24 protein-coding genes are annotated in these 24,117 nt (G+C 62.4%); 7 read left to right on the forward strand and 17 right to left on the reverse strand.

Features of this window, described 5'->3' with window-relative positions; all coding sequences use genetic code 11:
- Nucleotides 1–15: 15 nt before the first annotated feature.
- The 6 genes from C8N32_RS08680 to C8N32_RS08705 form a co-directional block, all read right to left on the reverse strand.
- The gene (locus C8N32_RS08680; protein WP_107892544.1) at nucleotides 16–822 is read right to left on the reverse strand and encodes a ParA family protein; all 807 of its coding nucleotides are present in this window, start codon (nucleotides 820–822) and stop codon (nucleotides 16–18) included.
- Nucleotides 815–1,429: a 16S rRNA (guanine(527)-N(7))-methyltransferase RsmG gene (gene rsmG / locus C8N32_RS08685; RefSeq protein ID WP_107892689.1), complete on the reverse strand. Its 615-nt coding sequence runs from the start codon at nucleotides 1,427–1,429 to the stop codon at nucleotides 815–817. Before rsmG ends, C8N32_RS08680 begins: the two co-directional genes overlap by 8 nt.
- Entirely contained in the window at nucleotides 1,429–3,294 is a 1,866-nt protein-coding gene (gene mnmG, locus C8N32_RS08690) for a tRNA uridine-5-carboxymethylaminomethyl(34) synthesis enzyme MnmG (protein ID WP_107892690.1), read from the reverse strand. Before mnmG ends, rsmG begins: the two co-directional genes overlap by 1 nt.
- Before the next feature lie 12 nt (nucleotides 3,295–3,306).
- Complete coding sequence (gene mnmE / locus C8N32_RS08695) at nucleotides 3,307–4,596, reverse strand: tRNA uridine-5-carboxymethylaminomethyl(34) synthesis GTPase MnmE (protein WP_107892547.1); 1,290 nt, start codon at nucleotides 4,594–4,596, stop codon at nucleotides 3,307–3,309.
- 21 nt (nucleotides 4,597–4,617) lie between these two features.
- Nucleotides 4,618–5,889, reverse strand: a complete 1,272-nt coding sequence (rho, locus tag C8N32_RS08700) for a transcription termination factor Rho (RefSeq protein ID WP_107892549.1) — start codon at nucleotides 5,887–5,889, stop codon at nucleotides 4,618–4,620.
- 111 nt (nucleotides 5,890–6,000) lie between these two features.
- Nucleotides 6,001–6,450, reverse strand: coding sequence for a CopD family protein (locus C8N32_RS08705; protein ID WP_107892552.1), 450 nt, complete (start codon nucleotides 6,448–6,450; stop codon nucleotides 6,001–6,003).
- 421 nt (nucleotides 6,451–6,871) lie between these two features.
- Here C8N32_RS08705 and C8N32_RS08710 point away from each other — a divergent pair, with 421 nt between their 5' ends.
- From C8N32_RS08710 to dnaQ, 4 genes are read left to right on the forward strand one after another with little or no spacing between them, the layout of a single operon-like run.
- A complete protein-coding gene (locus C8N32_RS08710) occupies nucleotides 6,872–7,471 on the forward strand; it encodes a Maf family protein (RefSeq protein ID WP_107892691.1) in 600 nt (199 codons plus the stop codon).
- On the forward strand, nucleotides 7,468–8,301 hold the full coding sequence (locus C8N32_RS08715; protein ID WP_107892554.1) for a shikimate dehydrogenase: 834 nt from the start codon (nucleotides 7,468–7,470) through the stop codon (nucleotides 8,299–8,301). The genes C8N32_RS08710 and C8N32_RS08715 overlap by 4 nt, the downstream gene beginning before the upstream one ends.
- Nucleotides 8,298–8,933 (forward strand): dephospho-CoA kinase, encoded by a 636-nt coding sequence (coaE, locus tag C8N32_RS08720; RefSeq protein ID WP_107892556.1) that lies wholly within the window; start codon nucleotides 8,298–8,300, stop codon nucleotides 8,931–8,933. Before C8N32_RS08715 ends, coaE begins: the two co-directional genes overlap by 4 nt.
- Nucleotides 8,893–9,591, forward strand: a complete 699-nt coding sequence (dnaQ, locus tag C8N32_RS08725) for a DNA polymerase III subunit epsilon (protein WP_107892558.1) — start codon at nucleotides 8,893–8,895, stop codon at nucleotides 9,589–9,591. The genes coaE and dnaQ overlap by 41 nt, the downstream gene beginning before the upstream one ends.
- On the opposite strand, the gene secB is transcribed toward dnaQ, so the two are convergent.
- Both secB and C8N32_RS08735 read right to left on the reverse strand, forming a co-directional pair.
- Entirely contained in the window at nucleotides 9,588–10,088 is a 501-nt protein-coding gene (gene secB / locus C8N32_RS08730) for a protein-export chaperone SecB (protein ID WP_107892561.1), read from the reverse strand. The genes dnaQ and secB overlap by 4 nt on opposite strands.
- A 55-nt stretch (nucleotides 10,089–10,143) precedes the next feature.
- Nucleotides 10,144–10,623: an FxsA family protein gene (locus tag C8N32_RS08735; RefSeq protein WP_107892563.1), complete on the reverse strand. Its 480-nt coding sequence runs from the start codon at nucleotides 10,621–10,623 to the stop codon at nucleotides 10,144–10,146.
- Between the two features lie 111 nt (nucleotides 10,624–10,734).
- On the opposite strand from C8N32_RS08735, the gene C8N32_RS08740 reads away from it, so the two are divergent.
- The 3 genes from C8N32_RS08740 to C8N32_RS08750 are packed head-to-tail and all read left to right on the forward strand — an operon-like array spanning nucleotide 10,735 to nucleotide 12,992.
- Nucleotides 10,735–11,394: a Tim44/TimA family putative adaptor protein gene (locus C8N32_RS08740; RefSeq protein WP_107892565.1), complete on the forward strand. Its 660-nt coding sequence runs from the start codon at nucleotides 10,735–10,737 to the stop codon at nucleotides 11,392–11,394.
- A 3-nt stretch (nucleotides 11,395–11,397) separates the two neighbouring features.
- Nucleotides 11,398–12,417, forward strand: coding sequence for a murein transglycosylase A (gene mltA, locus C8N32_RS08745; RefSeq protein WP_107892567.1), 1,020 nt, complete (start codon nucleotides 11,398–11,400; stop codon nucleotides 12,415–12,417).
- Complete coding sequence (locus C8N32_RS08750) at nucleotides 12,414–12,992, forward strand: Smr/MutS family protein (RefSeq protein ID WP_107892569.1); 579 nt, start codon at nucleotides 12,414–12,416, stop codon at nucleotides 12,990–12,992. Before mltA ends, C8N32_RS08750 begins: the two co-directional genes overlap by 4 nt.
- A 34-nt stretch (nucleotides 12,993–13,026) precedes the next feature.
- Here C8N32_RS08750 and hslU read toward each other — a convergent pair whose 3' ends face one another.
- The 9 genes from hslU to tsaE form a co-directional block, all read right to left on the reverse strand.
- Nucleotides 13,027–14,334, reverse strand: a complete 1,308-nt coding sequence (gene hslU / locus C8N32_RS08755; RefSeq protein ID WP_107892571.1) for an ATP-dependent protease ATPase subunit HslU — start codon at nucleotides 14,332–14,334, stop codon at nucleotides 13,027–13,029.
- Between the two features lie 8 nt (nucleotides 14,335–14,342).
- Entirely contained in the window at nucleotides 14,343–14,663 is a 321-nt protein-coding gene (locus tag C8N32_RS08760) for a DMT family transporter (protein ID WP_107892573.1), read from the reverse strand.
- 1 nt (nucleotide 14,664) lies between these two features.
- Entirely contained in the window at nucleotides 14,665–15,225 is a 561-nt protein-coding gene (gene hslV / locus C8N32_RS08765; protein WP_107892575.1) for an ATP-dependent protease subunit HslV, read from the reverse strand.
- A 111-nt stretch (nucleotides 15,226–15,336) separates the two neighbouring features.
- Nucleotides 15,337–15,657 (reverse strand): thioredoxin, encoded by a 321-nt coding sequence (gene trxA, locus C8N32_RS08770; protein WP_107892577.1) that lies wholly within the window; start codon nucleotides 15,655–15,657, stop codon nucleotides 15,337–15,339.
- A complete protein-coding gene (gene addA / locus C8N32_RS08775) occupies nucleotides 15,632–19,051 on the reverse strand; it encodes a double-strand break repair helicase AddA (RefSeq protein ID WP_107892579.1) in 3,420 nt (1,139 codons plus the stop codon). The genes trxA and addA overlap by 26 nt, the downstream gene beginning before the upstream one ends.
- Entirely contained in the window at nucleotides 19,048–21,954 is a 2,907-nt protein-coding gene (gene addB, locus C8N32_RS08780; RefSeq protein WP_107892581.1) for a double-strand break repair protein AddB, read from the reverse strand. The genes addA and addB overlap by 4 nt, the downstream gene beginning before the upstream one ends.
- A complete protein-coding gene (locus tag C8N32_RS08785) occupies nucleotides 21,947–22,630 on the reverse strand; it encodes a nucleotidyltransferase family protein (RefSeq protein WP_107892583.1) in 684 nt (227 codons plus the stop codon). The genes addB and C8N32_RS08785 overlap by 8 nt, the downstream gene beginning before the upstream one ends.
- Nucleotides 22,615–23,634 carry an aminoglycoside phosphotransferase family protein gene (locus tag C8N32_RS08790; RefSeq protein ID WP_107892585.1) on the reverse strand — a complete coding sequence of 340 codons (1,020 nt, stop codon included), beginning with the start codon at nucleotides 23,632–23,634 and terminating at the stop codon, nucleotides 22,615–22,617. Before C8N32_RS08790 ends, C8N32_RS08785 begins: the two co-directional genes overlap by 16 nt.
- Nucleotides 23,627–24,115 (reverse strand): tRNA (adenosine(37)-N6)-threonylcarbamoyltransferase complex ATPase subunit type 1 TsaE, encoded by a 489-nt coding sequence (tsaE, locus tag C8N32_RS08795; RefSeq protein ID WP_107892587.1) that lies wholly within the window; start codon nucleotides 24,113–24,115, stop codon nucleotides 23,627–23,629. The genes C8N32_RS08790 and tsaE overlap by 8 nt, the downstream gene beginning before the upstream one ends.
- Nucleotides 24,116–24,117 lie beyond the last annotated feature (2 nt).

Raw genomic sequence — 24,117 nt, forward strand, 5'->3', positions numbered from 1 at the left:
TTTCCCGCCCTTCGTTCAGGCCACTGCCACCTTGCTTTTCAAAACCTCTTTCGCCAGAGCCCTGTACGCCTCCGCCCCTTTAGACTTTGGGTCATAATCCAGTATCGGCAGGGCAAAAGACGGTGCTTCGCTCAACCGAACATTCCGGGGAATGACGGTTTCAAACACCAGATCCCCGAGATATGCACGCGCATCGTTTTCAACCTGCTGAGACAGCCGGTTTCGCGCATCAGACATCGTGAGGACAATTCCCTCGATGCGCAACTCCGGATTCGCGCCCTGACGCAGATCCCGCACCGTAAGCATAAGCTGCGACAGCCCTTCCAGCGCGAAAAACTCTGCCTGGAGCGGCACCAGGACCGAGTGAGCGGCAACCATAGCGTTCACCGTAAGAAGGTTAAGTGACGGGGGACAGTCGATCAAAATGTAATCGAATCCGAACGATTCGACCTGTGGCTGATGTAATGCGTCCCGTAAAAGAAGGCTCCGGCGGTTGTTGTCCGCAATTTCAAGGTCTGCAGAGCTGAGGTCCGTCGTCGCCGGGGATATCATGAGGCGCTCAACGCCCGTTGGCAGAAACACGTCCCTCGGCTCGGCCTCCCTGAGAAGCAGGTCAAAGGTTGTTTTGTCCCGCTGCTCGGCCCCAACGCCAAGCCCGGTCGATGCATTTCCCTGAGGGTCAATATCCACGATGAGAATCTTGAGTCCCTCGACGGCCAAAGCAGTTGCGAGATTGATCGCCGTTGTGGTTTTGCCAACCCCCCCCTTCTGGTTGGCAACCGCGATGATTTTCGGACCCTTGCGGGCGTCGGATTCAGACACGGGAAATGCCTCCGATTTTCAGGATTACAGCATCAGGGTTCGTCTGGCTGGGAAAAGTCTGAACATCAAACCGCCACGATGCAAGCGCGGCATCCAGTTCTGCGCGAAAACGTGCGCCTTTTGGAAAAACCGCCGTACCGTCCGGACGAAGATGGCGCTCTGCGAATGTCAAAAGCTCAGCTAATGGGGCAAGGGCACGGGCGCTCAGAATCGCGGCACCCAGAGGGGAAACGGCCTCTGCCCGCTCTGCCAAAACCAGAGCGTTCAAATCGAGTTCCCGCACCACCGTTCGCAGGAATATGGATTTCCGAAGATCGCTTTCCACCAGCATTACGCGAAGATCCGGCTTTCTTTCGGCTGCGAGAATCGAAACCACAAGCCCAGGAAAGCCCCCTCCGCTGCCAAGATCCGCCCAGAGGCCCTTCGGCTGGACAAGAGAAAAAATCTGCGCCGAATCAAGGAAGTGTCGATCCCACAGGCTGTCGATCGTGCTCCGGGAAACAAGATTGATTGTGCTGTTCCACTTTCGCAGCAGCCCCTCATAGTGATGAAGCCGCTCCAGTGTTTCACGTGAAACATCCTGCCCCGGCAGCCCCCTCTGCGCCATCATGCAAGCCGGCGCTGGTCTTGCCGCAGGCGCGCGAGAATCAGCGCCAGGGCCGCTGGGGTCATCCCCTCGATCCGAGCCGCCTGAGCAAGCGTTTCCGGCCGCAGGCGCGCCAGCTTTTCTCTGATCTCAGCGGAAAGACCCTCCAGCGACGCGTAATCGAAATTCAGCGGAAGCTCCAGAGCCTCATCCCTGCGCATGGCCTCCACATCCTGGGCCTGGCGCCTGACATAGTTTGCGTACAGCGCGTCATACGTCACTTGTTTCCGAATCTCCCCGGAAAACTCTGAAAGCTCGGGGCAGAAGGGCAGAAGCCGTTCAAAGGAAATATCCGGAAAGGCCAGAATGTCCAGGCCGTTTCGCCGCGCCCCGTCGGGACTAACCCTGATCCCCACGGCGTTCAATTGCTGAGGCGTCACCGAGATTGTGGAAAGCTTTTCATTCGCACTTGCCAAAAGATCCATCTTTTCGTTGAACGCCCGCTTTCGGCTCTTCCCAATGCACCCCAGTTCAATCCCGGTCGGGGTCAGCCGCTGGTCGGCGTTGTCCACGCGCAGCGACAGTCGAAACTCCGCCCGAGACGTGAACATCCGATAGGGCTCCGTTACCCCGCGGGTCACGAGATCGTCAATCATGACCCCAATATAGCTGTCCGTTCTCGCAAACCGGACCTCATCCCTCCCCTGGCTTAATCTGGCCGCATTCAACCCGGCCGCCAAGCCCTGGGCGGCAGCTTCCTCATAACCCGTCGTTCCATTGATTTGCCCCGCAAGGAAAAGGCCGCGTACCTCTTTGAGTTCGAGCGTTGCCTTCAGGGCGCGCGGATCGACGAAATCATACTCGATCGCATAACCCGGCTGTAGAATCCGTACCTGCTCAAGTCCGGCAATGGAACGCACATACGCACCCTGAACATCTTCCGGAAGCGATGTCGAAATTCCGTTGGGGTAAACAGTGTCGGTGTCCAGCCCTTCCGGCTCAAGAAAAATCTGGTGTGACTCCTTGTGTGAAAATCGGATGACCTTGTCTTCGATGGAGGGGCAATAGCGTGGCCCAACCCCTTCGATATGCCCGCCATACATCGCAGACCGGGAAATATTTTTCTTTATAATTTCATGGGTTTGCGGGTTTGTATGGGTAATTCCACAGGAAATTTGGCGAGCTGTCGGCCTCCTTGAAAGGAACGAAAACAGGGTCGGATCTTCATCCCCCGGCTGCTTTTCAAGGCGATCCCACGCGATTGTCCGTCCGTCCAGCCTGGGCGGCGTGCCGGTTTTCAGACGGCGCAGGGGAAGTCCGTATCCCGCGAGCCGCGTTGCCAGGGCAATCGAGGGCTTATCCCCCATCCGCCCCCCAGGGAAACTCTTGTCCCCGATACGAATCGTTCCGCGCAGGAACGTCCCTGTGGTCAAAATTACTGCCCCGGCCTCAACTTCACTGCCATCCGCAAGCAAAACGCCATAAACAGAACCACCCCTTTCGATCAGGTCCGCCACTTCTCCCTCGATCAACGTCAGATTTTTCTGGAGTCGTACGGTTCTTTCTGCCTCAGCCCTGTACAAACATCGGTCTGCTTGTGCACGCGGTCCCTGTACGGCAGGCCCCTTGCGGCGATTCAGCAGCCGGAACTGGATGCCTGCACGGTCAGCAATTCGCCCCATTACTCCATCCAGCGCATCGATTTCGCGCACCAGATGCCCCTTTCCGACCCCACCAATCGCAGGGTTGCAAGACATGACACCAATATCCGATTCCCGAAGCGTTACCAAGGCAACACGCACACCCATGCGCGCGGCAGCGTGGGCAGCCTCGGTTCCGGCATGCCCCCCCCCAACCACGGCCACATCGAACATGCGATGTTTCACGTGAAACACTCCTTACTTTCCAAGGCAAAAGCTTCCGAAGATTTCATCCAGAACCGTCTCCACGTCGATTCGCCCTACAACCGATTCAAGGCTTCGGATCGCGCTGTTAAGATCTTCTGCTGCCAGTTCAACCAATTCAAGGCCGCTCTCCAGACGGGCCTGCGCAGCCTCTATTGCGATTCTGGCCCGCCCCATGGCCTGCCTGTGGCGCTCCCGCGTGGCGGTCCCCGCTGCGCCCGCTCGTGTCTCGAGAACAGATGTAATCCGGGAGATCAACGTCTCAAGCCCCGCCCCCGTCTCCCCGGAAACCGCAAAGCCTCTTGTATCTCTCAGATCCGCCTTACCGAGGACAAGGATATCCCCCGGCCCTGGCTCCAGAAAAAGAGGCGCCCCAAGATCGTCTTGCAAGAAAACCCTTAAATCTGCTGCACGCGCTCGTTCGACAGCCCGCTTAATCCCAATCGTCTCAATCGCATCCACTGTCTCGCGCAGCCCGGCCGTATCCAGAAAAGTCACGGGCAACCCCGCCAAGTCCATGCGAACCTCGATCACATCCCGTGTCGTTCCGGCATGTTCAGAGGTGATCGCCGCCTCACGCCCTGCAAGTGCGTTCAAGAGTGTAGATTTTCCCGCATTCGGTGGCCCGACAATTGCCACCTCAAATCCTTCGCGAATGCGCTCTGCCGCCCCAACGCCTTGAATTTCCCGGCCAAGATCGTCAAGAACCCCTCTGATCAATGGCAAAACTTCCGGGCGAACATCTTCCGGAACTTCTTCGTCGGAAAAATCTATCACAACCGCCAAAAGGGCTGCCGCCCGGATCAGCTTACCCCGCCAAGCTTCGATTCTTTCAGCCAGCGATCCAGAAAAAATCCGCAAGGCCTGTTTTCTCTGTGCTTCTGTTTCCGCATCAAGAAGGTCGCTCAACCCCTCGACCTGTGACAAATCCAGACACCCGTTTTGCAACGCGCGGCGCGTAAATTCTCCGGGTTCTGCCAGGCGCAGCCCTTCCATCTGCCCCAGTTCCCGTAAAATTGCCGCTATCGTCGCCTGTCCGCCATGGCAGTGCAGTTCAACAATATCTTCTCCGGTAAAGCTTGACCCTTCCGGAAAAAACAAAACGAGAGCTTCATCAAGAAGCACACCGGAAGAAGATGTCAGACGCCGTAAACCCGCCCGCCGCGAGGGCGGCAATGCCCCGGCCAAGCCCTGCCCAGCCGGCCGTGCCCCGGGGCCGGAAATACGGATCACAGCCACACCCGCTTTCCCACGGGCAGTGGCCTGAGCAAAGATCGTATCCACCCTCCATCCTCCGAGGTGGTGTCAGGTATTCATGGAGTCGAAGAATTCGGAGTTTGTCTTCGTCTGCTTCAGCTTGGACAACAAGAACTCGATAGCGTCGGTTGTTCCCATTGGGTTGAGGATTCTGCGCAGGACAAAGGTTTTTTGCAAATCCCCCTTGTCGACCAACAGATCTTCCTTCCGGGTCCCGGATTTCAGGATATCCATGGACGGGAAAACGCGCTTGTCCGCAACTTTGCGATCCAAGACGATTTCGGAGTTCCCCGTCCCCTTGAATTCTTCGAAGATTACTTCATCCATGCGCGATCCGGTATCGATCAGGGCCGTGGCGATAATGGTCAGGCTGCCCCCTTCCTCGATATTCCGTGCCGCACCGAAAAACCGCTTTGGCCGCTGCAACGCATTCGCGTCCACGCCGCCGGTCAGAACCTTCCCGGAAGATGGGACGACCGTATTATATGCCCTACCAAGTCTTGTTATGGAGTCGAGAAGTATAACAACATCTCGTTTATGCTCCACCAGTCTCTTGGCTTTTTCGATCACCATCTCAGACACGGCCACATGCCGTGTTGCCGGTTCATCAAAGGTGGAGGAAATCACCTCTCCCTTCACGCTCCGCTGCATGTCGGTCACTTCTTCAGGGCGTTCGTCGATCAGCAGGACGATCAGGTAACATTCGGGGTGGTTTCGTTCTATGGAATGGGCAATGTTCTGCAACAGGACAGTTTTCCCCGTCCGCGGCGGCGCCACGATCAGGGATCTCTGCCCCTTCCCGATCGGCGCAATCAGATCAATCACCCGCGCCGACCTGTCCTTGATCGTCGGGTCTTCGATTTCCATTTTCAACCGCTCATCCGGGTACAACGGCGTCAGGTTGTCGAAGTTTATCTTGTGCCGGGCCTTTTCCGGATCCTGGAAATTGATTGCCGTCACTTTGGTGATTGCAAAATACCGCTCATTCTCGCGCGGGGCATGCATAACGCCTTCGACCGTGTCCCCCGTCCGAAGAGAGTGCTGTCGGATCATCTCTGGCGACACGTAAATGTCATCCGGACCCGGCAGGTAGTTTGCCTCTGGGGAACGCAAGAAACCAAATCCGTCCTGCAAAACCTCCAGAACACCATCCCCGGAAATTTCCCACCCGTCTTCGGCCCTTTCCTTGAGGATCGAGAACATCATGTCGCCCTTGCGCATGGTGGAGGCGTTCTCGATCTCCAGCTCCTCAGCCATGGCAAGGAGATCCTTGGGACTTTTGGCCTTGAGATCGGCCAGATTCAAACGCTCTTGTGTCATGGAGATATCCAGGATGCGCGGCAGCGTCGCGTCATTTGTAAGGAAATAACCCGGGCGGGACCGCCCGTTGGACCGGACTCATACGCCCGGTCTGTCCGCGAGTCAACGGGCTCAGAACTTGAAGATCACTGAGAAAACGATCACCACCATCAGGATCGTCGGAACCTCGTTCATCATTCGAAACGTGCGCCCGCTACGGGTATTTCCGGCGGCAATAAAATCTTTACGCCGTTTTCCCAACCACATGTGAAACCAGGTCATCGCAATGACGGAAAGACCCTTCGTATATGGCCAGATGCTGTACCAATCGACGATCCCGGGTGTGAACGCCAGCATTACCCCGAAAATCCAGACGGCAATCAGAGACGGGTTCATGATATAACGGAAAAGCTTCATCTCCATGGTCTGAAACAGCTCATCCGTTTGCCCCCCCGTTTGTACACGTTCCGTATGGTAAACAAACAGTCTTGGCAGGTAAAAAATACCTGCCATCCAGGTCAAAACCGCGATGATGTGCAACGATTTCGACCAAGGGTAAAGATAGGCCAGAAGATCAAGCATGTTCCGTCTCTTGTCTGCGTTCGCGTGACCACCTCTAAAACATGGACAATATAAAAAGAAAAGATGAGGTAGTAGAAGGCCCTGTGGAGACTGTGGATTAAACGGATTTCCACAGATTTTTCCGCCTCGCAACCTCCTGTTGAAAACTCTGAAGATAACTTCTTAAAAAATTTCAACATCCAGAAAAACAAATATATATCAATTGGTTAAATGATGCGGATGAGCTTCCGGTCTGTGGAAAAACTGCTGGATTCAAGGCTTTGCACACTTATCCCCGTTGCGACGATGAGTCAGTCCACAGGGGATGACTCCGGAGTGGAGCGTTGACAACAGGCAGGGTTGAGCACAGCCTCTCGAAAAGGCAGAACTTGTGCAGGCGGGATCCACCGCTCTTCCCATGGTTTTCAACAGGGTTACCCACATGTCTCAGCCTCTGGTTCTTGCGTCTGGGTCTGCGGTGCGGGCAAGACTGCTTCGGGCAGCGGGAGTGTCGTTTGACATCCACCCGATTGCGATTGATGAGGGGGCCTTTCGCACCGGCCTGGAGGCCGAAAATGCCACCCCGGCCGAAATTGCCGAAGCGCTTGCCGCCGCAAAGGCCGCGCGCGTTGCCGCAAAACGCCCCGAAGCCCTTGTGATTGGGGCGGATCAGGTCCTGACCTGTCGTGGCAGGGTCTTTTCCAAACCGGACACAAAGGAAGACGTCCGTGGCCAGATTCGGAGTTTACGGGGAAAGTCGCACCAGCTTCTCTCAGCGGTGGTTGTTCACGACGATGGTGCCCCGCTATGGCGTCACGTGGGCAGCGCCACACTGACCATGCGTTCCATTTCGGATACCTATCTCGACGCCTATCTCGACCGAAACTGGCCGTCGGTCGGGGAGTCGGTCGGGGGTTACAAGCTCGAAGAAGAAGGTGTACGCCTTTTTTCCGGTGTCGAGGGGGATTATTTCACCGTGCTCGGGCTCCCGCTTTTGCCCCTCCTGACCTTTCTTACAACAAGAGGGGTGCTGCCCGCATGACCCATCCTGTTCCGCTTGCCGGAGTTATCGGATCGCCAGTTGCCCATTCGCGATCTCCGGCCCTGCATGGCCATTGGTTGCGGCGCTATAAGGTGTCCGGTCACTATATTCCCATGGATGTAGCTCCCTGCGACCTGGCCGAGGCCCTGCATGTCCTGCCGCGCCTGGGATTCGTCGGGGTCAATGTCACGCTTCCTCACAAGGAGGCGGCCCTTGCCCTTTCCCATACCCATACGGATCGCGCGGCCCGGATTGGGGCGGCGAACACGTTGACCTTTCAGGCAGATGGCACGGTACATGCCGACAACACCGACGGTTTTGGATTTATGGCCAGTTTGCATCAGTCCGCCCCGGACTGGCAGCCGCACCAGGGCCCCGCAGTGGTGCTTGGGGCTGGGGGGGCGGCGCGGGCAATTCTTGTTTCGTTGCTGGAAAGCGGGGTTCCGGAAATCCGGCTTGCCAACCGGACCCGCGCCCGGGCAGAGGCGCTGTGCGCGGAGTTCGGCCCCCGCGTGTTTTGCCATGATTGGAACAAACCCATTTCCTATCTGAAGGAGGCCAGAACGCTGGTCAACACCACCGCTTTGGGCATGACCGGCAAGGATGATCTTTCGTTCCCATTTGAGATGTTGCACCCGGAGCTTCTCGTGACCGACATCGTTTACACCCCCCTTGAAACGACCCTCCTGCGGGAGGCCGCCGCCCGAGGCGCAACCGTCGTAGACGGGTTGGGGATGTTGCTGCATCAGGCTGCGCCCGGATTCGAGCGGTGGTTTGGCCGGGTGCCAGAGGTGGATGCCGCCCTGCGGGCCGCGGTATTGACCGGATGAGCGGGGCGCCCTTCCTTTTGGGTCTGACCGGATCGATCGGGATGGGAAAATCCACCACTGCGGGATTTTTCCGCGAAGCCGGGGTTCCGGTCTGGGATGCGGATGCCGCGGTTCACAGGCTTTACGCGCCCGGCGGTGCCGGGGTAGTGGCCATCGCCACCCTCTGCCCCGGGGCAGTGCGCGACGGTCGGGTTGACCGTGCCGCACTGAAGGCATGGATCGATAAAGATACCAGTGCCCTGAGCCGGATCGAGACCGTTATCCATCCGCTTGTGGTCGAAGACCGCCGCGCCTTCATCGCCGACCATATGCAGGCGCCGCTGATCGTGCTCGATATTCCGTTGCTTTTTGAGACGGGCGCCGAGTCCATTCTGGACGGCATTCTGGTGGTAACCGCCCCTCTGGAAATTCAGCGCGCCCGGGTCCTGGCGCGTCCCGGCATGACGGAGATTCACCTTTCCGCCATTCTGGCCAGGCAGATGCCCGATACCGAAAAACGTGCCCGCGCCGATTATGTTATCGAAACGCACAGCCTTGAACAGACCCGCGTCGAAGTGCAGACTCTTATCGGGCAGATCGAGGGGCGGCAGAATGCGCGAAATTGTGCTGGACACGGAAACGACGGGCTTTGAACCGTCCGAGGGACACAGGGTCGTTGAAATCGGTGCAGTGGAGTTGTGGAACCACTTGCCAACGAAAAAAACCTTTCACGTATATATCAACCCGGAACGGCCAATGCCCCAGGGCGCGTTCGAAGTGCACGGGCTGGGGGACGATTTTCTCCGCGACAAACCCCTTTTCAAGGCCGTTGCACAGGATTTTCTGTGCTTCATAGGTGACGCCAAGCTGGTGATTCACAATGCCGGCTTCGATATGAAATTTCTGAATGCCGAACTGGAATGGGCAGGGCTGCCGCAACTTCCGATGGACCAGGCAATCGACACGCTGGCCATGGCACGCACGAAATTCCCCGGCGCACCGGCGACGCTTGACGCGCTTTGCCGCCGCTTCGGGGTTGATAACTCGGCGCGGGAAAAGCACGGCGCGCTGCTGGACTCAGAGATTCTGGCCGAAGTGTATCTTGAGCTGATCGGGGGCCGACAGCCGGATTTCACCCTGACCGGCCCGGACGAAATGCACGCGAAACCCTCCGCCACCCTTGATGCGTCATGGCGACCCAGGCCGCGCCCGGACCCTCTTCCGTCCCGCCTGACGGAGGCCGAAGCCGCCGCCCATGCCGAATTTGTCGCGACTTTGGGTGACGGCGCGCTGTGGCGCAGGTTCGATTAGGCGTCGGCGGTTTCGTTGTCGGCCTTTTTGGCCTCGGCCCGGCGCAGGATTTCCTGCCGGTAAAGCTGGAGGAAATCGACGTTTTCCAGATTCAGTGGCGGAAAGCCGCCATCGCGGGTCACATCGCTGACGATACGGCGGACGAAGGGAAACAAAAGCCGCGGACACTCGATCATCAAGAAGGGGTGGATCTGATCTTCGGGTACGTTCTCGATGTGGAATACACCGGCATATTCCAGCTCCAGCAGGAACATGGTTGCCCCGTCGGACTTGTTTTTCGAGGAAATGTTGAACTTGCTGATGACCTCATATTGATGGTCGGCATTGCGCTTGCGTGCGTCCAGCCCGACCTGAACCTGAATATCGGGGTCGACGCTGGTGTTCCCTTCCTGGCGCATCAGCATGTTTTCAAAGGACATGTCACGGACGAACTGTCCCAGGACATGCATTTTCATCTGGGGGGGTTGGGTCCCGTTTCCGGCTGTGGGCTCGGTCATCTTCGGCTCCTGCAAGGCTTGATCGACCGGCTTTTAACAGGTCATTGGCGACGCCTCAATGCCGGGTCCAGTCCGATGGGGGCTGCGTGGGGCGTGCCATGCCAGGGTCGACCTCCTGAAACTCGCCATCTATCACGTCCATGGGCCTTGTGGAATGCGGCTGCCGCGTTCCCGGGGTTACGGATTGCACGACAACCCGCTTGCGCAGCCAGCCATAGGCGGCCCGTCGTATGGCCGGAACCAACAAGGCAAAGCCCACCGCGTCGGTGAAGAATCCTGGGGTCAAGAGCAGGGCGCCGGAAAACAGGATCATTGCGCCATGTGCCAGCGGCTCGGTCGGGTCACGCAGATCGTTGAAGGAGTGGCGCAGTTGCGACATCGCCAATGCGCCCTGCTGGCGCATCAGCGAGGTGCCCAAAAGCGCGGTCAAAATCACGATCCCCAGCGTGGGCCAAAGGCCGATCGCACCGCCAACCTGAATGAACAGGGCGATCTCGATAAGGGGAACGGTGACAAAGATCACGAACAACCACATTTTTCACCTCTTTTTCGGCGGGAGCCGCAGGTGGACTTGATACCACCCGTGCCTTACATATGTGCGGTACCACCTTCATGCAAACAAACGGTGTTCAGACGAGGCCCGAATATGAGCTCAGCCATCATCCAACTTCTGGTTCTTGCAGGGATCGCGGTTTTCCTGGTCCTGCGGCTGCGCTCGGTTCTGGGAACCCGGGACGGGTTCGAGAAACCGCCCGCGGCGCTCCGCCCCGCGCAGGAGCGTAACCCGCCGGAGCTTGAAGTGATCGAAGGGGGGCCGGATCGTGACATTGTCGACCATGTCCCCGAAGGCAGCGATGCCGCTCGGGCCCTGGCAGAGATGAAGCGCCGCGAACCCGGATTTTCCGTAGGGGATTTTCTTCAGGGCGCTCGCGGCGCCTATGAGATGATCCTGATGGCCTTCGAGAAGGGGGACCTGTCGCCGGTGCGCGACTTTCTTGCACCCGAAGTGCACGACAGTTTTCAACAGGTCATCGACCTGCGGGAGCAACAGGGCCTGAGTATCGAAGCCAGCTTTGTCGGCATCCGGGAGTTGCGTCTTGTAGACGCCGCTTTCGATCCCGATACCAGTGAAGGCGAGCTGGCCGTCAAGTTCGTGGGGGAGTTGACCTCCGTGGTGCGTAATGCGGGCGGAGAGGTGGTTGAGGGTAATCCCAGCGAGATCAAGCGCCAGCGTGACGTATGGAGCTTCGCCCGTGTAATGGGCGCTGACGATCCGAACTGGCAACTGGTCGCGACAGGCGGCTGAGGCGTGCTGCGGGGGACGGTGCTGTCGCTTTGTCTGGCCGCGGGGCCGGGCAACTGTGGCACCGCCACGCTGCTTGGATACGCCGATCTGAACGGCTGGGCCAAGGACGATCACGCGGCTGCGCTGCGCACCTTTGTCCGGACCTGCGCCGATGTACGGCGCCCCGGCTGGGAACAGGTCTGCCGGCAGGCAGAAGATGAACCAAATCCGCGCGCGTTCTTTGAGCTTTTTTTCCGCCCGGTCCAGATCGACGGGTCCCGCCCCGCCCTGTTCACCGGGTATTATGAACCGGTACTGGAGGGCGCGCGCGCGCGCACGGAGCGTTTCGGCTTTCCCATCTACCGCGCGCCTGCGGAACTGGCTGGCAACCGGCCCTGGCTGACGCGCAAGGAAATTGATGAAACCGGCGCGCTTGAGGGCCGGGGTCTGGAGCTGGCGTGGCTTGAAGACCCTGTCGATGTGTTTTTCCTTCAGGTTCAGGGGTCGGGCAGGATTCGCCTGCGCGACGGAAGCTTGCTGCGCGTGGCCTATGCCGACCGCAACGGCCATCCTTATCGGTCTATCGGCAAGGAAATGATCCGCCGCGACATTTATAAATCCCACCAGGTTTCAATGCGGATGATACGGGAGTGGGTGCGGCAAAACCCCGGGGAAGGCCGGGAGCTTCTTCATCATGATCCGTCCTTCGTGTTTTTCCGTGCGATCGATCTGCCCCCGGATCTTGGCCCGGTCGGCGCGATGAATCGCCCGCTGACACCCCTGCGCAGCGTGGCGGTCGATCCCGGTGTGATCCCCCTCGGGTCGCCGGTCTGGATCGAGAAGGCGGGGAAATCGCCCCTTGCCCGGCTGATGGTCGCGCAGGATACGGGGGCTGCCGTGAAAGGTGAACAGCGCGCGGATATTTTCTTTGGTACGGGCGGTGCGGCCGGGCGTGCCGCTGCGCATGTTCGCGACGGTGGGCGGCTGGTTGTCCTTTTGCCTTTGGCAGATGCGATGGCGGCCCTGGCAGAGCATCGCCCGTGAGCCGCCGCCTCACCCCCGAGGATTATGCGCTCTGGCAGGAGGTCGCGGCGACTGCGCGCCCGATGCATCCGGAGCGCCCTGCCCCGTCGTCAGGCAAGGGTGTGCGGCCCAGACCTGCGAAACACGCGCCGCGCTCCGTTCGCCCGACTGGTCAGTCAGGACGGTCGCGTGTTTCGGGCCATGACCTTGCGCCCACCCTGTCGGAGAGCCTGGCACAATCCCCCGTGAGGATGGATCGCAAAACCCATGACCGAATGCGGCGCGGTAATCTTGCCCCGGAATCCCGGATCGACCTGCACGGCAAGACGCTCGTACAGGCGCATCCGGACCTGACGGAGTTCATTCGCCGCGCCCACGGACAGGGAAAGCGGCTGGTTCTTGTCATCACCGGCAAGGGCCGGACCGGACCTGAAGACGGGCCGGTCCCTCAGCGCCGGGGGGCTTTGAGACACCAGGTACCCCTGTGGCTGTCCTCAGGTCCTCTGGCGGGCCTCGTGCTGCACATTACCCCCGCCCACCGCAAACATGGCGGGGAGGGCGCATTCTACGTATACCTGCGCCGATACAGGGCTTAGCCGAAATCGCGGCCCGAAAGGCCACGCACTGCGCTTACAGGATATAACGTGTCATGTCGGCGGAGCGCGTCAATTCCCCAAGATTTTCCTCAACGAAGGCGGCATCCACGGTCACGCTCTCTCCGGCCCGGTCCGGAGCAGAGAAGCTCAGCTCCTCAAAAACGCGTTCCATCACCGTGTAAAGCCGCCGTGCCCCGATGTTTTCTATGGTCTCGTTGACCTCAGCGGCGATCCGGGCGAGGGCGGCGATCCCGTCCTCCGTGAAAGAGACATGCACCTCCTCAGCTCCCATCAGCGCGGTGTACTGCCGCGTCAGGGCGTTGTCGGTCTCGGTCAGGATCCGAATGAAATCGGCCTCGGTCAGGGGGCGCAACTCCACCCGGATCGGCAGGCGGCCCTGAAGTTCTGGCAACAGGTCCGAGGGTTTGGCAATATGAAACGCGCCGCTGGCAATGAACAGGATGTGGTCTGTCTTTATCGGGCCATATTTTGTGGAGACGGTCGTGCCCTCGATCAGGGGCAACAGGTCGCGCTGCACGCCCTCGCGGCTGACATCGGCGCCGCGGGCATCCGAGCGGGCACAGACCTTGTCGATTTCATCGAGAAACACGATGCCGTTTTCCTGAACCGCCTCCAGCGCGGCCCGGGTAACGGTTTCATCGTCCAACAGCTTGTCGGCCTCTTCCGAGATCAGGACGGCATAGCTGTCGGCCACGGTCATGCGTCGCCGGACGGTGCGCCCGCCAAAGGCCTTTCCGAAGATATCCCCCAGACTCATCATGCCACCCTGACCGGGGGGCATGCCGGGAATATCCATCATCGGCATCGGGTTCGACGTGTCGAGAAGATCGAGTTCGATAATCGTGCCGTCCAGTTCACCACGCTTGAGCTTGGCGCGGAACATTTCGCGGGTTTGCTCACGGGCGTCGGTTCCGGCAATGGCCTCTATCACGCGGTCTTCGGCGGCCTGATGGGCGGCGGCTTTGACCTCTTCGCGCATATGGTCCCGAGTTTGGGCAATGGCACTATCGGCAAGATCGCGGACAATCTGTTCAACGTCCCGGCCGACATACCCGACTTCCGTGAACTTGGTTGCCTCCACCTTGATGAAGGGGGCGCGTGCCAGCCGGGCCAGCCTGCGTGAAATTTCGGTTTTTCCGACGCCGGTCGGCCCGATCATCAGGATGTTCTTGGGGTAGACTTCCTCACGCAGGTCCGCGGGCAGTTGCTTGCGCCGCCAGCGGTTGCGCAACGCCACGGCCACGGCGCGTTTTGCGCCTTTCTGGCCGATGATGAAACGGTCAAGCTCCGAAACGATTTCGCGGGGGGTCAGGTCCGTCATGGAGACTCCTATTGAGATGACACGAACTTCAGCCCGACGATCGAGGCAATCAGGAGGCTGAGAAAAAACATACGCAACAAACCGGCGGGTTCATCGTACAGGAATATCCCCACCAGAACGGTGCCCACGGCACCGATGCCTGTCCAGACGGCATAGGCCGTGCCGAGAGGCAGATAGTCCAGCGAGCGGAACAGCAGGAAGAAGCTGGCGACTGCGCAGATCAGGAAGGCGAGGGAGGGCAACGGCCGCGTCAGCCCGTCGGAGGTCTTCATCGCGGTGGTGAATCCAATCTCGAACAGACCGGCAAAAAGGAGGATGAGCCAGCCCATCTTAACCTTTCGAGATCGTTTCAACGGTCAGGTTGCCGTTGGTGTAGACACAGATATCGGCGGCGATGGCCATCGCCTTGCGGGCGATATCCTCTCCGGTCAGGTCGGTCTCCATCAGCCCCCGTGCCGCAGCCAGCGCGAAATTCCCGCCCGAGCCGATCGCGGCCACGTCATGTTCCGGGGCCAGCACATCGCCCGCGCCGGTGATGACGTACATCTCGTCCCCGTCGCTGACGATCAGCATGGCCTCGAGCTTTTGCAGATACTTGTCGGTACGCCAGTCCTTCGCCAGTTCCACCGCCGCACGCTGCAACTGGCCGGGGGTGGCCTGCAACTTGGCTTCCAGCCGCTCAAGCAGGGTGAAGGCGTCTGCGGTCGACCCCGCGAACCCCACCACAACGTCATACCCGCCGGGGTTGAGCCGGCGCACCTTGCGCGCGGTGCCCTTGATGACGGTCTGGCCCAGACTGACCTGTCCGTCGCCGGCGATGACCACCTGTCCACCGCGCCGCACACCCAGGATCGTGGTGCCGTGCCATCCGGGAAACTCGTTATCGGCCATGTGCTTTCTCCGTCTCGTTCGGGCAGATATGGTTCTCTCCATGCCGCCCCACAACCCGCTCAGCAAAAAGGGGCGCCAAGGCGCCCCTTTGTCTCAGAGACCCAAGGCAGGTCAGACCGAGGTTTCAATCCAGTTTTTGAGCGCGGCCTTGGGTGCTGCGCCGGTCTGGTTGGAAACGACCTCCCCGTCCTTGAACAGAAACAGCGCCGGAATCCCGCGTACACCCAGCCGCGCCGCGTAGGCGGAGCTTTCGTCCACGTTGACTTTCACGATCTTGACCTTTCCGGCAAGCTCTTCTGAGATTTCCTCCAGCGCCGGCCCGATCTGTTTGCACGGACCGCACCATTCGGCCCAGAAATCGACAACCACGGGGAGGTCGGCGTTCACCACCTCTGCTTCGAAGGTGTCATCGGTTACGGCATGGGTCGGCATCGGGTTCTCCTTGGGTTGTTGAGGCGGGAAGGTAAGGAGCCTTCTCCGTCCCGTCAAGCTGCACACGGGCCAACGCTTGCGTGATCAGGGAGTCCGGAAGGGACATCAGGGTGCGGGTCCTTGTCCACAGGATTGCGGTTTCCACCGGACGATCCGGATAAATTTGCCTTAGCGCGGCGGCATAAGCCCCCATCTGACGCAAAATCCCCTCGGGGACGTCCTCGGGGCCGGCGGCGACCACGGCATTGGTCTTGTAGTCAACGGCCAGGATGCGGTCGGGCTGCACGATCAGACGGTCGACGGCGCCCAGCATCACGGCACCGGACCCGGGAAAGGGGGCTGTCACCTCCACCTCGGCCAGAGAGTCGGGCGTGAATATCCCGGCCAGGTCCGGAGCCTCCAGAACAGCCTCGGCCTCCGCCAGAATTCCGGCATGGGCCGGTTCGGGTGCGCCGGCGCCAGCCAGCAGCGTCTGCCCGGCCATGCGGCGCGCGTCCGGGGCAATTCGGGGCAGATGTTCCAGCAGCAGGTGTACCCAACTGCCCCAGGCCAGGGGCTCTCCGGTGTCGTCGGGCTGTTGTGCACTCAGCCCTTTCGCACCGCCAAGGCCGGATGGCGACAGCGGTGTATGGGGGCGGGCGGGGCGCGGCGCCGGGGTCGTGGCCCAGTCCGGCAGTGCGGGCAGGGCGTCCGGCCCACGGCTCCGGAACGGCGCCGCATGTCTGCCCCCCCAGCAACCGTTTTCCAGCCGCAGGCCCGCGCCGAACGGAAAGTCGTGCACCGTTGCGCCGCCGCGCTCCATCCCGGCACGGACGGTCTGGTACCAGTCCTGCCCGTCCTTGTTCAGCCTGCCCGCCGCCGCGACGATCAGCCATTGCTCTGCCCGCGTCATGGCAACGTAAAGCAGCCGTGCGCGTTCCTCCTCCTGTCGCTGGCGCCAGGCCTGGGCAGCCTGCGCGATGGCGGGCGGGCTGTCGTCCGCAGGCGTCCGCCAGAGCGGCAGTCCGGCGGGCAATATCTCGTTTCGCGGGCGCAGGGGCCGGTCCGCCGTGTCGGGCAGGATCACGATCGGCGCCTCCAGCCCCTTCGCGCCATGCACGGTCATTACCCGGATCCGGTCGCCTGCGCTGTCAAGTTGCCGTTTGATCTCCACGTCGCCGCTGTCCAGCCACGACAGGAACCCGGTCAGGGAGGGCACCTCCATCCGCTCATAAGCCAGCGCCTGTGCCAAAAGCGCGTCGATCCCGTCTTCGGCTTCTGGTCCCAACCGGGCGATCAGGTTCTGGCGGCCACGGTGGCGTGTCAGGATGCGCTCCAGAAGCTCGTAGGGGCGCAGGAAATCGGAGGAATCGCGCAAGGCGGTCAGGATTTCGACCTCCGGTCCACCGCGCCGGCGCAGGGTCTGCCAGAGATGGCGGCCTTCCCGCCCGGCGGCGAGGTCATAGACCGCCCCCTCCCCCCAGCCGAACAGGGGCGACCGCAGCGCCGTCGCCAGCGACAGGTCGTCTTCGGGCGTTGCGAGGAAGGCCAGCGTGGCGTGCAGGTCACGCACCGCGATTTCGCCGCCGAGTTTCAGTCGGTCTGCACCGGCAATGGCCAGGCCGGCGGATTTGCAGGCGCGGATGATTTCGTGAAACAGGTCGGATCGTCGCTGAACGAGAATCAGGAAATCCCCCTCGGAGACCGGGCGGCGCACGGCGCCGTCAAGAACGGTCTCCTTCCGGTCGATCATCGCGCGGATCTCGCCCGCCATGCGACGGGCCAGCTGTACGGCATGGTGCTCGGGGCTGAGCGTATCGACCGGGTCGGCCCAGTGCGGAGGCTCGGTTTCGTCTGCGGGCTCGATCACGGGCCACAGGTCAACCCGGCCGGGCAGATCGGTCTTGAAGGCGCGATGGGTCACGTCGCGCCCCAGACCGGCCCGCGCGCCCTCCGGAAAGGTGGTGTCCACGAGGTTCAGAATCGCCGGGGCCGAGCGGAAGGAATATTCCAGCGTCAGGTCCTGCAGGGGGGTGCCGCCCTCCAGCCGCTGCGCGAAAGCTTCACGCATGCGGTCGAACCCGTCCGGATCCGCCCCCTGGAAGGAATAGATGGATTGCTTCTTGTCGCCGACCACGAAAACCGTACGCGTTTCATCGCGCGCGCCCGCGCCGGCGGTGAATTCCTGCGCAAGCTGTTCGATCACCTTCCATTGTTCAGGGGCGGTATCCTGCGCCTCATCCACAAGGATGTGGTCGATCCCGCCGTCCAGCCGGAACAGAACCCATGCCGCCACCCCCGGATCGGTCAGCAGCGCGCGGGCCCTGAGAATCAGGTCATCGAAATCCAGCCAGCCATGGGCCTGCTTGCGGCGGTCGTATTCGGGCAGGAACGCGGCGGCAAAGCGGTGCAGCGCCAGCGTCCGCTCCCGCGCGGCCAACCCAAGGCGCAGGGGCCGGGCATCGGCGACGCGCTGCATCAGGTCATCCAGCGCCTGCGCGCCGGTCTCCAGCTTGGCGCGTGTGGCCCTGGTTGGAAACCTGCCGACTTTGGCAGAGAACGGGGTCTTGGTTTTTGCCCCGCTCAAAAAGACCGCTTCCAGCGCCTTCAAGGTCTCAGGTGTCGGCGCGGTGACATCCAGCGGCGAGAGCCTGTCCGCGGCCCTGATGTCCGTGGCGGACCCCGCCCGCAGCGCGGGCAACAGGGTGCCGAACAGGGCACTTTCCCCGCCGGTAAAAACCTGTGCCAGAAGGGTTTCTTCGGTCAGAGTTTCGGAAAGGCCGAGAAGGCGCGCCAGAGCGGTGGCGTCCGGTGTGTCGGGAAACTGCGTACGGTGGCGCACGATTTCTTCGGTAAGGCCATCGAGATCGTCGCCCATGTAATGGGCGGCCATTGCGTCGAATGCTCCACGCCGGGAGCCATCGGCCAGATCCTCGACAATTTCGGCCCGCAGGCGACGGGCGGCACGGTCATCCATTTCCACGAACTGGGGGGAGACCCCTGCCTCCAGCGGAAAGCGCCGCAACAGTGCCGCACAGAAGGAATGAATCGTCTGGATTTTCAGCCCGCCCGGCGTTTCGATGGCGCGTGCGAACAGGCGCCGTGCGCGACGCAAAGTGGTCTCGTCCGGCGCGGCCTCGTGCCCGAGATCCGCCAGCGCCTGCGCCAGCGGCGCATCGTCCAGCATCGCCCACTTGCCCAGTTCTCCGAAAAGGCGGTTCTGCATCTCGCTGGCTGCGGCTTTCGTATAGGTCAGGCACAGGATCCGCTGCGGCGGCACATCGCAAAGCAAAAGCCGTGCCACGCGGTTCGTCAGCACCCGTGTTTTGCCGGACCCCGCATTGGCCGACAGCCAGGTGGAGCGGAACGGCGCGGCGGCCTGCATCTGCCGCAAGGTGGCCGCATCGCGGGTCATTCTCCTACCTCCTGCGCTTGTGCCCGGTCGCTTTCGTCCCATTCGCCATGGCGCGACAAGCCGTCATAATCTGTCGCCATGTTACGTTTTTGAAGGTTGTTGCGGGCGGTGTAGCCCTGTGCGCGGCTTTGATAGCTGGCGACCAGCTTACGAAAGTCCACCCATGTTTTTCCGGTCAGACCGTCGGCAAGCGGGTTTTCCACCTCTTTCGGCGACGATCCGAGCCCGATATAGGCGACCTTTGCCACCGATGCCGGCGGGATGTCCCCGAAACCGCCCAGTTCCGCGATGCAGGCTTCCAGCAAAAGCTGTTTGTCGAAGGCATCCATCGCTTTCAGGGTCGGGGGGGTGCCGGTCTTGTAGTCGTAGATTGCCAGCCGACCATCATGCAGCCGGTCGATCCGGTCGGCTTTCGCGGTCAGGGTGAAGCCATCCACCGTGACAGCTCCTACCCGCTCCAGTGCCAGAACGGCGCCCTCCGTTTTCCGGGCGGCCTCCCGGTCAAGGAACCAGTCCGCCACACGCGCAAGCCGGGCCAGCCACAGGCGCCGGGCGGCGGGCCAGGGGGTTTGCTGCTCCAGAACTCCGGCGGCGATTTCCAGCAGACGGTCTCGCGACGAGGTGCCCTCCCGCACGAATTTCTCCAGAACATCGTGCAGCAAGGTGCCGCGCAACCGGGCATCGGCGGCGCGCGCCAGGGGCTCCAGCGGGCGCAGGTTCAGGATGTAGCGGGCGTAGACCGCGTAAGGATCGCGGATCAGGCGCTCCACCCCGGTCACGGGCAAAGTGCGGGGCCGGGCCGCGACCGGCGGGCATGGGGACGGCCTTGAGGCAGGGGTGGCGGGCGCGTCGGGCACGTCAAGCGCCTGCGCCAGCGCGACCCAGCGCGCCCCTCGGGAGCGCATGTCCGCCAGCCGCTCCGGCCCGCCCTGCCCATGCAGTCCGCCCAGCAGGTTTTGCAGCCGGTTGAGCCAGCGTGACGGGACGGTCTCGGCCTCCGAGTCGCGGATGGCGCGGGTCAGGACAACCTCTTTTGCACCGACCGCCTGCTGGAAGTCATGGGCAGCCAGCCCGATGCGCCGTTCCGGCAGCAGAAGCCCGGCCTCCTTGCGCATCTGACGGTTCAGCCACGGGTCGGGCGGCGGGGTTTCGGGCCAGACGCCCTCGTTCAGGCCACCGAGGATCAACAGCCCGGCCCCCTGGACACGGGCTTCCAGCGTTCCCCAGATCATCACGCCCGGATGGGCCTGAACAGGGTTACGGACCTCTTCACGCCGCAAGACCGCCGTGAAAAGGCCGGCATAATCGGCCGGGGCCATTTCCCCACCATGGCCAGCCTCGGCGGTCAGCGTGCCGCAGGTGGCGCGGGCCTGCTCTCCGGCGGGTCCGTCCCAAAGGGCACCGGGTGTGCCCTCCGCCCCGGCGGCAAGGGCTTCGGCCAGCGCAATATGGTGGATCAGGTGATCTTTCAGGGAACGGACGCCCACTGTGGCGCAGGGCTCCAGCGTGTCGGCCAACCATGTGGCCCAGCCCGCGCGCCCGTCTGCATGGGCAGCAGCCCAGCGGTCCAGTGCTGCACGGTCGGGGAAGGCGGGCCCGCCCTTGCGCAGGAACAGTTCCAGATCCCGCGTCCAGCGCAGATGGTCGCCCCGCGCGCCGCCCGTTGCCACCAGCGGGTGCTTGAGCAGCGTCAGCAGGGCTTCCGCCGTCAGCGCCTGACCGAACAGCGCCGCAATGTGGCGCAACAACCGCCCCGGTGCGGCGAGCGGCAGCGGCAGGCCCGCACTGTCATCGGGTTCGACGCCCCAGCGGTCCATCGCGGCGGTGACCTGCCGGGCCAGCGTCCTGTCCGGGGTGATGAGCGCGGCGGCCCGCCCCTCTTCCGCCGCTTTGCGCAGGCGCAGCGCGATGGCAAGGGCCTCCACCCGCGGCGAAGGCGCCTCGATCAGGGTCATGTCCGAGGTTGCCGCCCGCAGGTCTTCCAGGTGCTGGCCTTCGTCCCGCCATTGGTCGGTGACCGGCGCGGGCCGCAGCGAAAGCGATACCAGACGGTTGCGCGCCGGGCAGGGCGCAGGGGCATCGGACCAGCGCCGAACGGCTTCCGGGGGCAGGTCCAGCGCGCGCATCAGCGCCCGAAAGCGATATTGCGGATGATCCTCGGCCGCAAGCGCATCGTCAAGACCGGCCCAGATGGCGGCAGGTTGGTCAAAGTCGAATCCGGGCAGCACCACGGCCCCTTGCGGCAAACGGGCCACAGCTTGCATGAACAGCCCCGTCGCTCCGCGGGACCCCGTGGAGCCAGCCACGAGAACCGGATGATCGGGGGGGGCCTCTTGCCAACGTGCGGCGAGGCGCGTCACCACTTCGCGGCGCCGGCCTTCGGCATCGCGGGCATCGCCGGCCATGACCTGTTCCGCCAGCGCGATGAACTCCCGCGACCGGGCCCAATGTTCCGACAGGCCGCTGACATCAAGCCCGTGCAAAACCTCGGGGGGGACCCCCTCACCCTGCATTTCGTCCATCAGGGCGGCAAGGCTGTCAGCCAGGTCGTAAACGGCCGTTCCGGGGCCGAGATCGGGCCGGGCCTTCAGTAACGCCCCGACAAGCTGCGCCAGCTCCAGCCGGCGGCGCAAGGGGGGCACCGGTGCGGGCAGGTCGGCGAAAGCCGGATCCCCGGCCAGGTCGGTAACCAGCCGGATGCGCGGCAAAAGGCGCGCCGGACCCTCCATGAACAGGGCGGTCAGTCGGCGCTGCATGCGGCGAGTGTTGACGTAAAGCTCCACCCGCGCCAGCGTCTCGGGCGGGCAGCCCCGCATTCGGGCCAGCAGTCCAACTACCAGCAGACGCGGGAAATCCGCGCCGGGGGGCAGACCGAACAGGCGGGGGCCGGGGAAGTCAAACATCGTCCGCCTCCAGCATTGCCTCGGCGCGCGGAATGCCCTCCGGCGTGCCGACATCGCACCAGCCGCCCCTGTGCAGCACCCCGAAAAGGCGGCCCCTTTCCAGCATCCGGTTCCAAAGCCGGTTCAGCGAAAACACCTGCTCCGGTATTTCGGTCAGCCCGCCGGTCTTGAGAATCTGCGCGCCGGAATAAACTGCGCCGGGGCCGCGTTTCAGACGGCCATCGGGGTTGGGCATGAAGTCCCCCATGCCCGCGTGGCCGAGTGCGGCTTCTCTGGGAATCAGCAGCAGCAACGCATCCATCCGCGCGGGGTCCCAGGCGCGGGCCAGCCGTGTCAGCGGATTTTCCCCCGTCCATACGGCATCGGTGTTGAGGGTAAAGACCGGTCCGGCCCCCAGCAACGGCAGTGCGTGGCGCAGCCCCCCGCCCGTGTCCAGGATGTCGGGTGTTTCAGGGGAAAGAGTGACCGCGCTTTCCGCCAGGTGGGTTGCGATCTGTTCCCCAAGATAATGGGTATTCACCACGATTCGCCCAACCCCGGCGCTTTGTGCAATGCCCAGCGCGTGATCCAGCAACGGCTTTCCCCCAACCGGGATCAGCGGCTTGGGGCGATCTGCCGTCAGGGGGGCCATCCGGGTCCCGAACCCGGCGGCAAAGAGCATCACGGCATCGGGCATTTGGCCTCGATCCTTTTGAGAATCGCATTGCCGGGTTCGGGGATCAACCGGTCCACCCGTGCGCGCAGCCCGGTCAGCGCCGGGTGTGACAGGTCGTTTTGCAGATGCCCCCAGACCCGCTGCATCAGTTTCAGGTAGCCGGGCTTGCCATCGCGCACGCACAGACGTGCGAAGACCCCGATAATACGCAGGTTGCGTTGTGCCCCCAGAACCGCACAGGCGGCGCGGAAGGGGGCCTCCGGCAAGCCGGTGCGGGCCAGGTAACGGGCAATCATGCTTTCCGCCAGGGCTGGCGGCACATCGCGGCGCGCATCCTCCAGAAGCGAGATCAGATCATACGCCCGGTGTCCGGCCATCGCATCCTGAAAATCCAGAAGGCCGACTTGCGCCACCCCGCGACGCATCGGCAGCCACAGCAGGTTTTCGGCGTGGTAATCGCGCAGCACCAGAACCGGCGCAGTGTCGCAATGCTGGCGCAAGAGCGTCTCGACCACGGCGCGAAAGGCCGCGCGTTCTCCCGCATCGGTTCCGGCGTCCGCAGCGGGCAGATACCAGTCGAAGGGCTGGCACGCCATCTCGGCCATCAGGGGGGGGTCATAGGCGGCGATTCCCGCGGGCGGGGGGGTCTGGTGCAGGTTGGCGAGCAGGTCCGTTGCGGTTTCGTAGAGCATCTCCTCCAGGTCCGGCGCCCGCGGCACCACGCGGGCGTAGAGATCATCGCCCAGATCCTCAAGCATTAAGAACCCGGATTCTGTATCCCGGGCCAGGATGCGCGGTGCGGAGAGACCAAGGGCCAGAAGATGTTCGGCGATGGTAATGAACGGGCGGACGTCTTCGCCCCTTGCCGTATCCGCGTCCATCAGGACCGCGCGGGCGTTCGTATCCGGGTCTGTCAGGCGTTCGTACCGGCGGGCGGAGGCGTCGCCCGCCAGCGTGGTGCGCGTCGCTGCGCCCCAGCCGGAGGCTTCCACGAAACGGGTGGCCAGAAAGGCACGCTCAGTCATGGGGAAATCCTTCTTTTGCGGCTGTGACCACAGCGGCCCAGCGGGCATCGTCGGAAGACAACCTGAGATGCCGGAGGCCGGGGGTGTCCGTGACAGAGAAATGCAGGTGCAGCGCCCCTGGAGGCCCGAGGCCACCCAGGCGGTCGGGCCATTCAACCAGACACATGGCGGTGGAGAAGGCGTCTTCCAGGCCCAGTTCCAGCACATCGTCCGGGTGGGTCAGGCGGTAGAGGTCGGCATGCCAGATTTCCAGCCCGTCGCCGTCATAGGTTTGCACCAGCGTGAAGGTCGGGGAGGGCACGTCTTCGGGGACCGGCAGGCGCGACTGGATCAGCGCACGGGCAAAGGCCGTTTTCCCGGCCCCGACCTGGCCATGCAAAAGCAGCACGTCCCCCTTGCGCAGCGCCGCGCCCAGACGGATGGCAAAGGCACGGGTTTCGGATTCGTCGCGGAACGTGACAGTCAGGGGCAAAGCGGTCATGA

The sequence above is a fragment of the Rhodovulum imhoffii genome (assembly GCF_003046545.1).
Lineage (GTDB): Bacteria > Pseudomonadota > Alphaproteobacteria > Rhodobacterales > Rhodobacteraceae > Rhodovulum > Rhodovulum imhoffii.